Annotated in this window: 10 protein-coding genes; all 10 read right to left on the bottom strand. The window is 59.2% G+C overall.

All coding sequences use genetic code 11. The features are described 5' to 3' along the window. Position 1: 1 nt before the first annotated feature. The 10 genes from narJ to ACJ8PN_RS10120 all read right to left on the bottom strand — a co-directional run bounded on the left by narJ (position 2) and on the right by ACJ8PN_RS10120 (position 14,190). The gene (gene narJ, locus ACJ8PN_RS10165) at positions 2 to 724 is read right to left on the bottom strand and encodes a nitrate reductase molybdenum cofactor assembly chaperone (RefSeq protein ID WP_171454218.1); all 723 of its coding nucleotides are present in this window, start codon (positions 722 to 724) and stop codon (positions 2 to 4) included. After that, positions 721 to 2,265: a nitrate reductase subunit beta gene (narH, locus tag ACJ8PN_RS10160; RefSeq protein WP_048323942.1), complete on the bottom strand. Its 1,545-nt coding sequence runs from the start codon at positions 2,263 to 2,265 to the stop codon at positions 721 to 723. The genes narJ and narH overlap by 4 nt, the downstream gene beginning before the upstream one ends. Then, positions 2,262 to 6,023 (bottom strand): nitrate reductase subunit alpha, encoded by a 3,762-nt coding sequence (locus ACJ8PN_RS10155; protein ID WP_442534877.1) that lies wholly within the window; start codon positions 6,021 to 6,023, stop codon positions 2,262 to 2,264. Before ACJ8PN_RS10155 ends, narH begins: the two co-directional genes overlap by 4 nt. Positions 6,024 to 6,313: 290 nt before the next feature. Next, positions 6,314 to 8,173: a carbohydrate-binding protein CenC gene (locus tag ACJ8PN_RS10150; protein WP_442534913.1), complete on the bottom strand. Its 1,860-nt coding sequence runs from the start codon at positions 8,171 to 8,173 to the stop codon at positions 6,314 to 6,316. A gap of 11 nt (positions 8,174 to 8,184) precedes the next feature. Next, positions 8,185 to 8,928, bottom strand: coding sequence for a glycosyltransferase family 2 protein (locus ACJ8PN_RS10145; protein WP_015378195.1), 744 nt, complete (start codon positions 8,926 to 8,928; stop codon positions 8,185 to 8,187). A 7-nt stretch (positions 8,929 to 8,935) separates the two neighbouring features. Next, positions 8,936 to 9,991, bottom strand: coding sequence for a glycosyltransferase family 4 protein (locus tag ACJ8PN_RS10140; RefSeq protein ID WP_171454221.1), 1,056 nt, complete (start codon positions 9,989 to 9,991; stop codon positions 8,936 to 8,938). A gap of 1 nt (position 9,992) precedes the next feature. After that, positions 9,993 to 10,898 carry a glycosyltransferase family 2 protein gene (locus ACJ8PN_RS10135; RefSeq protein ID WP_351106043.1) on the bottom strand — a complete coding sequence of 302 codons (906 nt, stop codon included), beginning with the start codon at positions 10,896 to 10,898 and terminating at the stop codon, positions 9,993 to 9,995. A gap of 3 nt (positions 10,899 to 10,901) precedes the next feature. Next, positions 10,902 to 12,056: a hypothetical protein gene (locus ACJ8PN_RS10130; RefSeq protein WP_171454222.1), complete on the bottom strand. Its 1,155-nt coding sequence runs from the start codon at positions 12,054 to 12,056 to the stop codon at positions 10,902 to 10,904. A gap of 6 nt (positions 12,057 to 12,062) precedes the next feature. After that, positions 12,063 to 12,911: an ATP-grasp fold amidoligase family protein gene (locus ACJ8PN_RS10125; RefSeq protein WP_015378198.1), complete on the bottom strand. Its 849-nt coding sequence runs from the start codon at positions 12,909 to 12,911 to the stop codon at positions 12,063 to 12,065. Beyond that, positions 12,892 to 14,190 carry a flippase gene (locus ACJ8PN_RS10120; RefSeq protein WP_004934664.1) on the bottom strand — a complete coding sequence of 433 codons (1,299 nt, stop codon included), beginning with the start codon at positions 14,188 to 14,190 and terminating at the stop codon, positions 12,892 to 12,894. The genes ACJ8PN_RS10125 and ACJ8PN_RS10120 overlap by 20 nt, the downstream gene beginning before the upstream one ends. Positions 14,191 to 14,194 lie beyond the last annotated feature (4 nt).

The following is a 14,194-nucleotide window of genomic DNA, read 5'->3' as shown; positions in this document are numbered from 1 at the left end:
ATTAGCGTCCTTTGGTTCCGGTTAACGCATCCGTCAGATCCAGATACTGTGGCGCCACCGCGCCGGCGAAGCGCCGCTGGTGCGCCGTCTGCTGGGCGGAGGCGCAGCCCTGTTCACCGAGAAACTTGACCTGCTCCTCTTCCCACACCGCATCCAGCGCCTGCGGCGTATCGTCGCGCGCCTCTTGCGCCACCTGCGTCTCCAGCGCCTGCGCCTGCACCTCGCTGCCGGACAGTGCCAGCAGCAGATCGAACAGCACCGCATACGGGCTTTCACGCTGCTGCAAGCGCGCGCCCAGCAGCGCCAGGATCGGCGCGATGTCCTGCAGCCCTTCGCGCGCCTGCGCCGCGTTGCGGCTGGCCAAATACTCCAGGTACAGCGGCAGGAAATCCGGCAGCTCGCGGCTGTCGATCTCCAGCCCGGCGGCGCGGTACTGCGCCATCAGGTCAACCATCGCCTGGCCGCGATCGCGCGATTCGCCGTGCACGTGTTCAAACAGCAGCAGCGAGGTGGCGCGGCCGCGATCGAACAGTTCGCAATAATCGGCCTGCGCATCCAGCAACGGGCGCGCGCACAGGCGGCGGATAAACAGAATCAGCTGCGCGCTGTGGTGCAGATCCAGCTCACTGGCCGGCTCCAATGCTTCGATCAGCGTCTGCTGATGGTCAAACAGCGCCTGCTCCGGGTAATCCAGCAGGCGGGCGATCACTTTCAGGCTGATCATGAGGCGTCCTCCGGCCGCGCGCTTCTCGCGCTCACGTCGATGGCGTCGATACGGCGGCTGTTGAACAGGTTGAATTTGCCGTCGCTGCCGTGGCAACCGTCGCCGAAGCTGAAGCCACAGCCTTTGCTTTCCGGGAAGGCTTCGCGCGCCAGCTCACGGTGGCTCGACGGCACCACAAAGCGATCTTCATAGTTGGCGATCGCCAGGTAGCGATACATTTCCTGCGCCTGCGCTTCGCTTAACCCAACCTGCTCCAGCGCGCTGGTGTCCACTACGCCGTCGACGGTTTCCGCCCGTTTGTAATGGCGCATCGCCAGCATGCGCTTCAGCGCCAACAGTACCGGTTCGGTATCGCCGGCGGTCAGCAGGTTCGCCAGATACTGCACCGGGATGCGCAGGCTCTCGACGTCCGGCAATACGCCGCTGTGCGCCAGCTCGCCGGCGTCGGCGGCAGACTGAATCGGCGACAATGGCGGCACGTACCACACCATCGGCAGCGTGCGGTATTCCGGATGCAGCGGCAGCGCCAGCTTCCAGTCCATCGCCATTTTGTACACCGGCGACTGCTGGGCGGCTTCAATGACGCCCTGCGGCACGCCGTCCGCCAGCGCCTGAGCAATCACCTTCGGATCATGCGGATCGAGGAAGATATCGAGCTGGCTCTGGTACAGATCCTTGTCGTTTTCCACCGCCGCCGCCTGCTCGATGCGATCGGCGTCGTACAACAGCACGCCGAGATAGCGGATGCGGCCGACGCAGGTCTCCGAACAGACCGTCGGCTGCCCGGCTTCAATGCGCGGGTAGCAGAAGATGCACTTCTCGGACTTGCCGCTCTTCCAGTTGAAGTAGATTTTCTTGTACGGGCAGCCGGTCAGGCACATGCGCCAGCCGCGGCACTTGTCCTGGTCGATCAGCACAATGCCGTCTTCGCCGCGCTTGTAGATCGCCCCGCTCGGGCAGGTAGCGACGCAGGCCGGGTTGAGGCAGTGCTCGCACAGGCGCGGCAAATACATCATGAAGGTGTTTTCGAACTGGCCGTACATCGCCTTCTGCAGGTTGTCGAAGTTCTTGTCCTGCGAACGTTTTTCGAATTCCCCGCCGAGGATCTCCTCCCAGTTCGGGCCGCTTTCGATCTTGTTCATGCGCTGGCCGGTGATCAGCGAGCGCGGGCGCGCCACCGGCTGGTGCTTGCCCTGTTTGGCGGTGTGCAGATGCTGGTAGTCGTAATCGAACGGCTCGTAGTAGTCGTCCAGCGCCGGCACATCCGGGTTGGCGAAGATTTTCGCCAGCACGCCGACGCGGCTGCCCATGCGCGGCTCCAGCTTGCCGTTGATTTTACGGATCCAGCCGCCCTTCCATTTTTCCTGATCTTCCCAGGCGTGCGGATAGCCGACGCCGGGTTTGCTTTCCACGTTGTTGAACCAGGCGTATTCCATGCCTTCGCGGCTGGTCCAGACATTCTTGCAGGTGACCGAACAGGTGTGGCAACCGATGCACTTGTCCAGATTCAGCACCATGCCGACTTGCGAACGAATTTTCATTTGTGGTTCTCCTGCTGACTGCCCTGCGCGTAGTCGTTGCCTTCGTCGTCCAACCAATCAATGCGGTTCATCTTGCGCACCACCACGAACTCGTCACGGTTGGAGCCGACGGTGCCGTAGTAGTTAAAGCCGTAGGCCAGCTGCGCATAGCCGCCGATCATGTGGGTCGGCTTCGGACAGGCGCGGGTCACCGAGTTGTGGATGCCGCCGCGTTGGCTGGTGATCTCCGAGCCCGGCAGATTCACGATGCGCTCCTGTGCGTGGTACATCATGGTCATGCCGGCCGGGATACGCTGGCTGACCACCGCGCGCGCCGTCAGCGCGCCGTTGGCGTTGAAGGCCTCGATCCAGTCGTTGTCCGCGATGCCCAGATCTTTGGCGTCGTCTTCGCTCAGCCAGACGATCGGCCCGCCGCGCGACAGCGTCAGCATCAGCAGGTTGTCGCTGTAGGTGGAGTGGATACCCCACTTCTGGTGCGGCGTCAGGAAGTTCAGCGCCTTCTCCTTGTTGCCGTTCGGCTTGCTGTTGAGCAGCGGCTGGGCGGCGCAGGTGTCGATCGGCGGCCTGTACGCCAGCAGGCTTTCGCCGAAGGCGCGCATCCACTCGTGGTCCTGATACAGCTGCTGGCGGCCGCTGAGCGTGCGCCACGGGATCAGCTCGTGCACGTTGGTGTAGCAGGCGTTATAGGAGACGTGCTCGTCTTCCAGGCCGGACCAGGTTGGGCTGGAGATGATTTTGCGCGGCTGCGCCTGAATGTCGCGGAAGCGAATTTTCTCGTCTTCCTTGTTCAGCGCCAGATGCCGGTGATCGCGGCCTGTAACGTTGCTCAGGGCTTCCCAGGCTTTCACCGCCACCTGGCCGTTGGTTTCCGGCGCCAGCGACAGGATCACTTCCGCCGCGTCTATCGCGCTCTCGATCTTCGGCCGCCCCGCCGCCGGGCCGTCGGCCTTGACGTAGTTAAGCTGCTTGAGGAAATCGACCTCGGTCTGGGTGTTCCAGCTGATGCCCTTGCCGCCGTTGCCCAGTTTGTCCAGCAGCGGCCCCAAGGAGGTAAAACGCTCGTAGGTGGCCGGGTAATCGCGCTCCACCGCGATGATGTGCGGCGCGGTTTTGCCGGGGATCAGTTCGCACTCGCCTTTCTTCCAGTCCTGCACACCGTAAGGCTGCGCCAGCTCGGCGGCGGAGTCATGCTGGATAGGCAGGGTCACCACGTCGGTTTCCTGGCCCAGATGGCCGACGCACACCTCGGAGAAGGCTTTGGCGATGCCCTTGTAGATCTCCCAGTCGCTCTTCGAGTCCCAGGCCGGATCGACCGCCGCCGACAGCGGATGAATGAACGGGTGCATGTCGGAGGTGTTCATATCGTCTTTTTCGTACCAGGTGGCGGTCGGCAGCACCACGTCGGAATACAGGCAGGTGCTCGACATGCGGAAATCGAGCGTCACCACCAGATCCAGCTTGCCTTCGCCGCCCTGCTCGCGCCATTCCACTTCCTGCGGCTTCACGCCTCCCTGCTGGCCGAGATCTTTCCCCTGGATGCCGTTCTCGGTGCCCAACAGGTATTTGAGCATGTACTCATGACCCTTGCCGGAAGAGCCCAGCAGGTTGGAGCGCCAGACGAACAGGTTTCGCGGGAAGTTCTGCGGATTGTCCGGCTGCTCGGCGGCAAAGCCCAGCGAGCCGTTTTTCAGGCTGTCGACGGTAAATTCGACCGGCGACTGACCGGCGGCGCGGGCCTGCTCCGCCAGGCGCAGCGGGTTAGCGCCCAGCTGCGGCGCCGACGGCAGCCAGCCCATGCGCTCGGCGCGCACGTTGAAGTCGATCAGGCTGCCGCCGAAGCGCGATTTGTCCGCCAGCGGCGACAGCAGCTCATCGGTGCTGACGGTTTCATAGCGCCATTGGCTGGAATGGTTGTAGAAGAACGAGGTGCTGTTCATGTGGCGCGGCGGGCGTTGCCAGTCGAGGCCGAACGCCAGCGGCAGCCAGCCGGTTTGCGGCCGCAGTTTTTCCTGGCCGACGTAGTGCGCCCAGCCGCCGCCGCTCTGGCCGACGCAACCGCAGAAGATCAACAGATTGATCAGGCCGCGGTAGGTCATGTCCATGTGATACCAGTGGTTGACGCCGGCGCCGACGATGATCATCGAACGGCCGTGGGTCTTCTCGGCGTTTTGCGCGAACTCGCGGGCAATGCGGATGATGTTGTGGCGCGACACGCCGGTGATCTGCTCGGCCCAGGCCGGGCTGTAAGCCTTGACCTCGTCATAGTCGGCGGCGCAGTTGGCGTCGCCCAGTCCGCGCTCCAGGCCGTAGTTAGCCAACGTCAGATCGTACACGCTGGTCACCAGCGCTTCGCTGCCGTCCGCCAACTGCAGGCGTTTCACCGGCAGTTTGTGCAGCAGGATCTCGTCCAGCGCCACGCTGTTGAAATGCTCACTGTCGGCGCCGCCGAAGTACGGGAAACCCACCTCGGCGACGTCGTCATGCATGCCCAACAGGCTGAGCTGCAGCTCGACTTCCTGTTGCGCCTTGCCTTCGCGCTGCTCCAGGTTCCACTTGCCCTTCTCGCCCCAGCGGAAACCGATGGAGCCCTGCGGTGCCACCAGCTCGCCGCTGCGGCTGTCGATAGCGACGGTTTTCCACTCGGGATTGTTTTCCTGGCCCAATCCGTCCACCAGATCGGCGGCGCGCAGCAGGCGGCCGGCGGCGTAGTGGCCGCCTTCACGCGGCTCGAGCAGCACCAGCATCGGCATGTCGGTATAACGACGCACATAGTCGCGGAAGTAGCCGACTTCGCGATCGAGATGGAACTCTTTCAGCATCACGTGGCCCATCGCCAGCGCCATCGCGCTGTCGGTGCCCTGCTTCGGATTCAGCCAGTGGTCGCACAGCTTGGCGACTTCGGCATAGTCCGGCGTCACCGCCACGGTTTTGGTGCCCTTGTAACGCACTTCGGTAAAGAAGTGGGCGTCCGGGGTACGCGTTTGCGGCACGTTGGAGCCCCAGGCGATAATGTAAGAAGAGTTATACCAGTCGGCGGACTCCGGCACGTCGGTCTGCTCGCCCCAGGTCATCGGCGAAGCCGGCGGCAGATCGCAATACCAATCGTAGAAGCTCAGGCAGGCGCCGCCGATCAGCGACAGGTAGCGGGCGCCGGCGGCGTAGGACACCATCGACATCGCCGGGATCGGCGAGAAGCCGACAATGCGGTCAGGGCCGAAGGTTTTGGCGGTATAGACGTTGGCGGCGGCGATCAGTTCATTGACCTCCTGCCAGCTGGAGCGGACGAAACCGCCGCGGCCGCGCGCCACCTTGTAGCTTTTGGCTTTTTCCGCATCGCCGACGATAGAGCCCCAGGCTTCGACCGGATCGCTGTGCTGCGCTTTCGCTTCGCGCCACAGCTTGAGCAGGCGCTTGCGCATCAGCGGGTATTTCAGCCGGTTGGCGCTGTACAGGTACCAGGAGTAGCTGGCGCCACGCGGGCAGCCGCGCGGTTCATGGTTGGGCAGATCGGGCCGGGTGCGCGGATAGTCGGTTTGCTGGGTTTCCCAGGTCACCAGACCATTCTTCACGTAGATCTTCCAACTGCAGGAACCGGTGCAGTTCACGCCGTGGGTGGAACGCACCACTTTGTCGTGCTGCCAACGGCTGCGGTAGCCGTCTTCCCAGTCGCGGTTGGTGTTCAAGGTCTGGCCGTGATCGCCAGAAAAAGGCTCCGCCAACTGCTTGAAATAGCGGAAACGGTCTAAAAATTTGCTCATCCGGAATGCTCCTGAAGGCTCTTGTCGTTATAAGAAGACATGCTCAATCTGCCGCCAGCCTACTGACGGCCAACCGGCGGCAAATTGATTGCGATCAAGAGAAAGCGGGAGGCGACGCGCGCGTCGGGGGTGAAATACCACCAAAGTATAGGTGTGAAAATTAAGTTAATTAATTGAATTAAAACGAGTAAAGCAGAATATGGAGATAAAGGTAGGCAGGCGGGAGGCAAGGCGAGGTATTTGGGGGTAGGAGCGGGAGAAACCTCCCGCGTGATGCTGACTCGATGCTTTCAGCGTTGGAGCCACAGCGTCGCGGTGCCCACGGCGGGCAACGTCAGCTTGACCTCCGTGCCCTCTCCCTGCTGCCGCCAACCCGCCGGAAGGTGCAAGCGGGTGCTTCCCTCCCGATAGTAAGGATTGGCTACCAGCAGCAAGGCGCGATCGCCCAGAACAAACATCCGCGCCGGCATTTGCGGGTCGCTTCCCGCCAGCGGCGTCGATTTTCCCGTCAGCAGATAAGGGGTGAAGGCGGCGATTTGCTGCGACACGGCAGCCACGCCACGCCAGGTGGCGTCAAACTCCCGTTGGTCGAAGCGGCCGGTTTTACGCTTATAAAACAGATCGGTATAAGAATAAAACAACAGCCCCTTGGCGCCGCCGATCAGCGCCTGCCAGGCCTGATTGCGAATTTCCGCCTCTGACGGCGGATGTGGCTTGCGGCGGGCGTCATAAGCGGCGTGATCCATGATTTGCATCACCACCCAGGCCCCGCGTGCCTGGCGGGCGGCCTGCACCGTCAGTGCGGTATAACGCGTGGTGCGCGTCAGATCGCGATCGTTCCCCACCGGATAAGGGTCGGTCGCCAAAATGTCGCTGCTGTTGAAGTGAGCGTCCAACTCCCCGGTTTTGTTCAGCACCTGGAAAGTCGGATGATCGCCGTCAAGTCGCTTTATTTGCAGGTTTTTTTCCTCGATTTTATCGAGATATTCCGGCCCCAGCTCATCGTTGATGTACCAGGCAAGCAGGTTGGGCTGAGAGCGCAAACGCTGCACGTACCAGGCAGTCAGCGCCGCGTAGTCGCCACCGCGGACGGCCGGCGCGAAGCGGCTGCCGCGGTACTGATCTTTGACGGAGTAAATGACCAACAGCCCGCGCTTGCGTGCGTTGCGGAAAAAGGCGTATGGATCTTTCTTTTCCCCGTAATCATAGTTCAGCACCGTGTTGAATCCCGCCGAGGCGATGCGCGCCAAATGCTCATCGGTAGCCACGTTGGCGTAAATGCCCAACGGGAAAAGCCGTTGACCGTCGCGCAGGGTAAAACCTTCGCTGTCGATCGCCACTTTGGCCGCAGGCTGCCCGACGCGAAAAGACAGCTCGCTGCCCTGAGCCTGGCCGGATTGTGGACCGGTAACCTGTTGACGCAGACGGTATTCACCCTGGGCCAGGCCGGCCGGCGGTTGGTATTCGATACGGCGTTGTCCTTCAACCTGATAACGGTCGCGGCTACTGTGAACAACCTGCCCCTCGGCATTGAGCAATTCGCTGTCGACCTGCAAATGCTGCGGCTGCGAAGTGACGACCAGCGTGTCAACCCTCCCTTGGGCCGACGCGCCGAGCTGATACAACGCCGGCATAGACGCTCGAGCACAGGCATAGGCGTCGTCAAACCAGGCGGTACCGGTGCTCCCCTTACGCAGATAAACGCCAAAAGTGATTCGCGCCGCCTGCGGCGGCACGGTATAGCTGGCGTTCACCTGCCGCCAGCCGCTGTCGCCGGTCACCCCAGCCGGATAGCTGCCTTCCAGAAAGCGCCCCTGCGCATCAAAGCTCTGCAGATAAACCCCAGCGCCGCCGTCGCGGCTTTGCCCGCGTACGCCGCGAGTCTTGAGCCAGACGCCGAAATCTATCGTCTGTCCGGGCACAACCTGCAGCGCCTGGTTGAAGGTACGGTATTGCGCTACATCTGCATTGTCATAACGCAGACTCCCCCTGCCACTGTGCGTATCGCCGTCGGCCTGCGCGCCCTGCGCTCGCCAGCCGCTGAGCCCCTGCTCAAAGCCGGGGTTGGTCAACAGATTGGGTTGGCAGTTCTGCGCCAGAGCCGCTGCGCCCCACAAGGCGCAACAGCCCAGAGCCGCCCGCCGATACATCCCCCTCATGGTCATTTCCTTTTCACCACGGCATTGAACAGGTAGGTGGCGAACAAATAGCAGGATTTCTGGTACGACAGCCCCAAATGCTGACGGTAAATCCGCCATTGCCAGTCCGCAGCGCGGATTTTGTTGCCCGACAGCGAGTGGGTAGACAATCGGTAACAGGCCAGCGGTTCGGGAATGCAGTAAGCCAGGCCGTTACGCGCCTTCTGCAGCACCGCCAGCCACATCAAATAGTCCTCATGCCCCACTTTTTGCTGATACACCTTACCGATGCGCTTCTGGTTATAGATGCCGGTGAGATTGCCGATCCAGTTGCTTTTCAACATGTCCTGATAGCCGATAAGCTCATCCGCACCACGGGTGTTTTTGATCAACTTCAGATCGTCTTCGAAGGTGTAATAATGGGAACACACCACGTCATAGCGGCGGGTTTGCAAAATGCTCGCCTGGCGCGACAGCTTGTTGGGGAGCCATACGTCATCACTGTCGCAGAAGGCGATATAATCCCCGCTCGCCGCCTCAATGCCGATGTTGCGCGTTTCCGCCACGCCCTGGTTATGCTCATTGCGTATATAGGTGAGGCGATCGTGGATAAACGGCCGCACCACCTCGGCGGTGTTGTCGGTGGACGCATCATCGATCACATACAGGTGATAGTCGGTAAATTGCTGGTTCAGCACACCAAGAATCGATTCTTTGATTGAGTTTGCCGCGTTGTAGGCGGGCATTATCACGGATATCTTTTCCATTCGGTCCTCACTCAATGAGCTGTTGCCACTGGGGATAAATACGTTCGGGAGAAAAACGGCGAGACTTATCAAGCGCGGCGACAGAAAAGCGATCGCGCAGAGCCGGATCGCGCATCAGTTCGAGCACGCCTTCGCTGAAGGCGGCGGCATCGTCATCGGGCACCAGATAGCCGTTGACGCCGTTGTCTATCAGCTCGGCCGGGCCGGTCTTGCAGTCGTAGGCCACCAGCGGCAGGCCGAAACTCATGGCTTCGATCAGCACCATCGGCAACCCCTCATAGCGCGACGTCATCACGTACAGACTGGCCTGGCGATAATAGGCCGCCACGTCGGCGGTGGCCGGCAGCAGGCTCACCTGTTGCTCCAGCCCGGCGCCTTCAATCTGCCGCCGCAGTGCGTCGCGCTCAGGGCCGTCGCCAATAATCAACAGCCGCCAATCCGGCATCTGCGCCGCCACCCCTCGCCACAGCGCGATCAGACGATCGAAGCCTTTCTGATTGCTCAACCGCCCCACCGCCAGCGCCACCTTTTCCTGCAGCGCCGGCGTCGGCACCTGTGCGCCGAACGGCGAAACGTTCTCGATCACCCGGCATTTCCCGGCGCCCACCCAGCGAGCGATGGCGTCGCTATCTTGCCGCGTCAGGAAAATCACGCGATCGCTCAAGCGGTAAACCAACAACTTCAACCATTTAAATACGCGCGGATACTGGTGAAAGCTGACGTGTTCGCTCAATAACAGCCGGCTGCGGGCACAGAACAAACGTAGAAAAGGCGTCATCACCACCGACAGTTTTCCCATGGAAACGGTAATGATCACATCCGCGCGTTCACGCCGCAGTGCCAACGCCAGCCGCCATGGCCAGAACAGCGAATCGCCGCCGCCGCAGCGTAGCCGGACGTTGCTCGCCAGCGGAAAGAAGCTCCGTTCGCCACACAGCGAAAACACCGCCACCTCGTAATTCGGCAGACGCGCCAGCGCATTGGCCAAACCGCTGGCGACCCGTTCAGTGCCGCCCTTGCCCGCCATATTTTCGATGACGATGATTACCTTGCGTGCTTGCATATCATCTCCTGAATCCCTGGCGCACATTGCGCAACAGCCGGCCGCCAACCGAGAACAACCCCAGCCGCGTCAGACAATCGCCATACCATTTGATCATCTTGAACTTACCGCTCAGGCTGTGCCGCACGATGCGCGACGAGTAATAATTGAACGCCTGGGCGTTTTCCGAATACAGCGAGGCCAGCAGGTGCTTGCAGGCGAACCCGCTGATATGACGATCGCTGGGGCTGAGGAAGGTATTGATAAAGCGGTCGCTGGCCTCCAGATTAAGCTTCGCCGTCATGCGTCCGTAGCGCCCCACGTCGAGAAACACCCCGCCGCCGGCGTCATGCGCCACTTGCGCGCCCAAATTGGTGGCGTTGACCAGAAAGCCCCAATCCTGATGTTTGTTGAGAAACTCGGGAAATAAAAAGCGGCGATCGCTTTTTTTACGCATGCTGATGGTGGATGACCGAATATCGCCCATTTCCAGAAAAAGAAAATCCTCGCCGGAAGAACCGGATTTATAGTGGAAGTTGAAGTCGCGTACCGAATCGCCGCTCACCTCTGCATAATTACCGAAGATAATATCAATATGGCGATCTTCATGCTTCTTCATGCGGCGAATAATATAGTTGGTAGTGAAGTAATCATCCGAATCGAGAAAAAACACGATCTCCGATTGCGCTAAATTGGCGCCCAGGTTGCGCGATACCGCCGCATTGCTCTTCTGTTTTTTCTCATGCAGCATCACGTTGCTATTAGTCGCCGCTATCTGGCGAATATGTTTGATATCATCCTCGTCAGAGCAATCATCAACCAAAATCACCTGATAGTCGAACCCTTGGCAAGCGTTGAAAATCCGCTTCAGAGTTTTAGGCAGGTAACGCGCACTATTATAAATAGGGATCACGATCGAGAAATCCATTTCTTAACCCTCCAACTTAGAATTTATCATTTCTTTTCCACGGCAAAGCAGCAATAACGACACATTAAATACCGGGACCAAAAAATAGGTTTCCGTAAAAGTTGTCAGCAGGAAAACCACCACCACCCAGCGCATGAATCGACTCAGCCTGCGCATATTCCCCAACAGGTGAAAATAACAAAAAAGCATGACAACAGAGGCGATCCCACCAGCCGAATAAAACATGGCGATGAAGAAAAAATCGACCGGCTTATAGGGTTCGATATTCATGCCGAACAGCGGATTGGGTAGCCCCACCGCCTGAAACATCTGCCAGGAGAACCAGATGCGCCCGGTCAACGCCTGGTTCAACAGCGCGTCCAATGCCGGATTATTCCCCCAGCGTATAACGCTGGCGAACTGAAAGCCTATGATGGCCAACGTCAGCGCAATGCAGACTTTTCTATTGGGGGTAAAACGCAGCAGCGGCGCCAGCCAAAACAGCAACAACATCAACAGCGCCAACATAAAACAGGTGCGGGAATAGGAATACATCAGCACCGGGATAATTAACGCCGACACCGCCAGTGAGGCGATATTTTTCATTCCACGCGTTAATTTTGCATGGTCGATCAGGCACAGCAGCATGGCGAACAAGGCAAAAGAATAATACGCCAAGGTGTTCGGGTTATCGAAACCCAGCGTTAATCTGTTGCCATAGCGCTCATCAAGGTAAACAAATCCCTCGGTGTAAAAGGTATAGGGGATAACCATCAACAGCCCGGCAACCACAAAAGCGATAGCGAACATTTCAGCGCCGCGCACCATCTCGATGCGGCGGAATAAAATTATCACCGCCGAGCTGAATACCGCGCCAAAAAGGTAATCACCATGTCCGGTGGCGATATTAACCAGAAACAGCAGAACCAAAAAACCCGCAACCGCTTTTTCCGCCATCGTAGCGATGAAAAATGCATAGCCGACATAGAGCAACATCAGGGCATTAAGCCCCGTCACGGTTTTATTAATCAGCTCGCTGTTGAACGATCCCGAGGTCAGGAAAGTTTTCACGAAAAATAGCAACAGGAAGGTCAATATGATTGATTGATTGACCAAATCCCGCGACTGATTATAACCGTCATTGGCATGCATGTGAAAATTGGAGGCGACTCTCTGCATAAGCGTTTACTCAGTAAAATAACTGCCCCATTCCTGCTCGATGTTTTCCGGCTTAAGCTTGCTTAACCCCGCACCAGGCGTAAACGTCAATTCACCGAAATAGACCTTCTCACCGACCTGGTAGAAATCCACGCGGACATAAGAGAACTGCTGCGCAACCTGGCGAGCCAAGCGCGTCATTTCTTCCAGCCGCGTCGGCCGCGGCATCGGTTCGTCGGCATTCGGCAAGCTGATGCGGATTTCGGTGCGGTTCCAGTCGATATCAAAAATGTCGCGCCGATGGGTGCCGAAACGCTGGTAATCCACCTGGATAAACATGCGAATTTCATGGTTGTCGTTGAAACAATGAAACTTGATATCGTTCGGCACCTGCTCACCATCCAGCAACATGCGTTCCACCATGATGCAGGGTTCGATGTCCAGATAATGCTTTTCGCGACTCTGCTCGTAAAAGTTGCTGCGCATCCATGAACTGCTGAGATCGTACAATTCCGCGTAGCTAACCTGTTGCTTGTCGAACACCAACCGGTTATAGCCGCTGCCATGGTTGGCCTTCAGCACGAAGGCGTCGGGCAACTGCCTGAACGTGTCGTAGCTGAGCTCAGTGCCATGCGCATACAGCTCCACCAGATACTCTTCGCCCCACAGGCCGGCAATAAATTCACGGACCTTGTATTTGTCCGACAAGGTGGTGTAGATGCTGCGCGGATAAATTTTGCGGCGCATGATCTTTTCGCTGAAGCCGGTCGGTTTTGACAGGTGCGGCAGTTTTTTGAAATAGAGCGCGTATTTAACCTGATGGTGCCAGGCATCGGGCAGGCGCTTGGAAATGCTTTTAACCAGGGTGTTTAACATGCTCTCTCCTTAATTTGCTGACAAGACGCGGCAGGCAGTAAAAACAGGTCAGCTGCAGTCGGGTAATTTTTCCGCCACGGAATAAACTGTTCAGAACGAAGAATGAAATGAATTCCGCCAGTAGCGTAGACACCGCAGCGCCGGTCAGGCCGTAACGCGGGATCAGCAGCAGATTCATCGCCACGTTCATCAGAGCCACCAACGGCATCTTGATGGCGATAAAGCGATAACCGGCGAACAGCACGATGCTGCGGTACGAAACCGTCCCCATCACCGAGAACAGCGAGGTCAGCGTACAAATAGCCAGGATGTCGGCGGCCGGTTGAAAAGCGGCGCCATACAGCAGCGCAATAGCCGGGTGGGCGAACCACCACAGCCCCAGCAGCACCGGCAACGACAGGCCCAATACCACCAGATACAGCACCCGGATGCGGTACTCCTGCTCCAACGGATCGCGACAGTTGGCAATACCCGGCATCAACGAGGTGATCAGCGCCATCGGCACAAAAACCCACCCCTGGCTGAGGGTGGTAGCGGCGCTGAACCAGCCCACCGCCTGCTCGCCGACCAGATTGCCCAGCATGATTTGATCGATGCGGGTATAAATCACTATCGCCAGACTGGAGATGGCCAACGGCAGGCCCACTTTCAGCAAATAACGGCCATAGCGCCCGGCCTGGCGCGGCGTAACCCGCGGCGTGGCCGCAGCTTCCCCTCGGAATAGCCAGAGGCGCGCCAGATAAGGTACGGCGCTGCTGAGGATGTAGGGTACCGCGAACCACACCAGCGGCAGCGCGGCGCTCACCAGCGCCAGCCGCAGCCCGATCGACAGCAGCAGCGCCAGGTTGTTGATCAGCGTATTGCGTTTCGACTGCAGGCGGGCATCGTAATAAATTTTGTACACGTCCTGAATCGAGAAATAGGCGCTGATAAGCAGCAACAGCGTCATCAGTTGACTGGCTGGCGGCTGGCTGAAATAGCTCCATATCAGCATCGGCAGCGCCACCACCAGGAACAGCCGGCGGCGCAAACGCATCGAAGCCAACATCAGGCGAATGCCGCTCGGCTGGCGGCGGGCGACGCGGTTGAAAATGATGCTGTCGGCGCCCAGCTGCACCAGCGGCACCACGATGGCGATCGTCGCCAATAGATAGTTGAGAGCGCCAAACTGGGCGGGCCCCAGATAGCGCGCAACGTAAATGGAGACGAAGATGCCGGACAGGCTGAGCGAAACGCGTTCCAGCATCAGCCACAGGGCGTTGGTGATAATGGCCTTCACCCGC

It is taken from the genome of Serratia sp. CY76391 (assembly GCF_052166695.1).
GTDB lineage: Bacteria > Pseudomonadota > Gammaproteobacteria > Enterobacterales > Enterobacteriaceae > Serratia > Serratia nematodiphila.
This window is presented reverse-complemented; position numbering and strand designations above follow the sequence as displayed.

Bases quoted from the DNA above. Each gene is read 5' to 3' on its own strand.
- narJ (WP_171454218.1), bottom strand. From the start codon at position 724: ATGATCAGCCTGAAAGTGATCGCCCGCCTGCTGGATTACCCGGAGCAG.
- narH (WP_048323942.1), bottom strand. From the start codon at position 2,265: ATGAAAATTCGTTCGCAAGTCGGCATGGTGCTGAATCTGGACAAGTGC.
- ACJ8PN_RS10155 (WP_442534877.1), bottom strand. From the start codon at position 6,023: ATGAGCAAATTTTTAGACCGTTTCCGCTATTTCAAGCAGTTGGCGGAG.
- ACJ8PN_RS10150 (WP_442534913.1), bottom strand. From the start codon at position 8,173: ATGTATCGGCGGGCGGCTCTGGGCTGTTGCGCCTTGTGGGGCGCAGCG.
- ACJ8PN_RS10145 (WP_015378195.1), bottom strand. From the start codon at position 8,928: ATGGAAAAGATATCCGTGATAATGCCCGCCTACAACGCGGCAAACTCA.
- ACJ8PN_RS10140 (WP_171454221.1), bottom strand. From the start codon at position 9,991: ATGCAAGCACGCAAGGTAATCATCGTCATCGAAAATATGGCGGGCAAG.
- ACJ8PN_RS10135 (WP_351106043.1), bottom strand. From the start codon at position 10,898: ATGGATTTCTCGATCGTGATCCCTATTTATAATAGTGCGCGTTACCTG.
- ACJ8PN_RS10130 (WP_171454222.1), bottom strand. From the start codon at position 12,056: ATGCAGAGAGTCGCCTCCAATTTTCACATGCATGCCAATGACGGTTAT.
- ACJ8PN_RS10125 (WP_015378198.1), bottom strand. From the start codon at position 12,911: ATGTTAAACACCCTGGTTAAAAGCATTTCCAAGCGCCTGCCCGATGCC.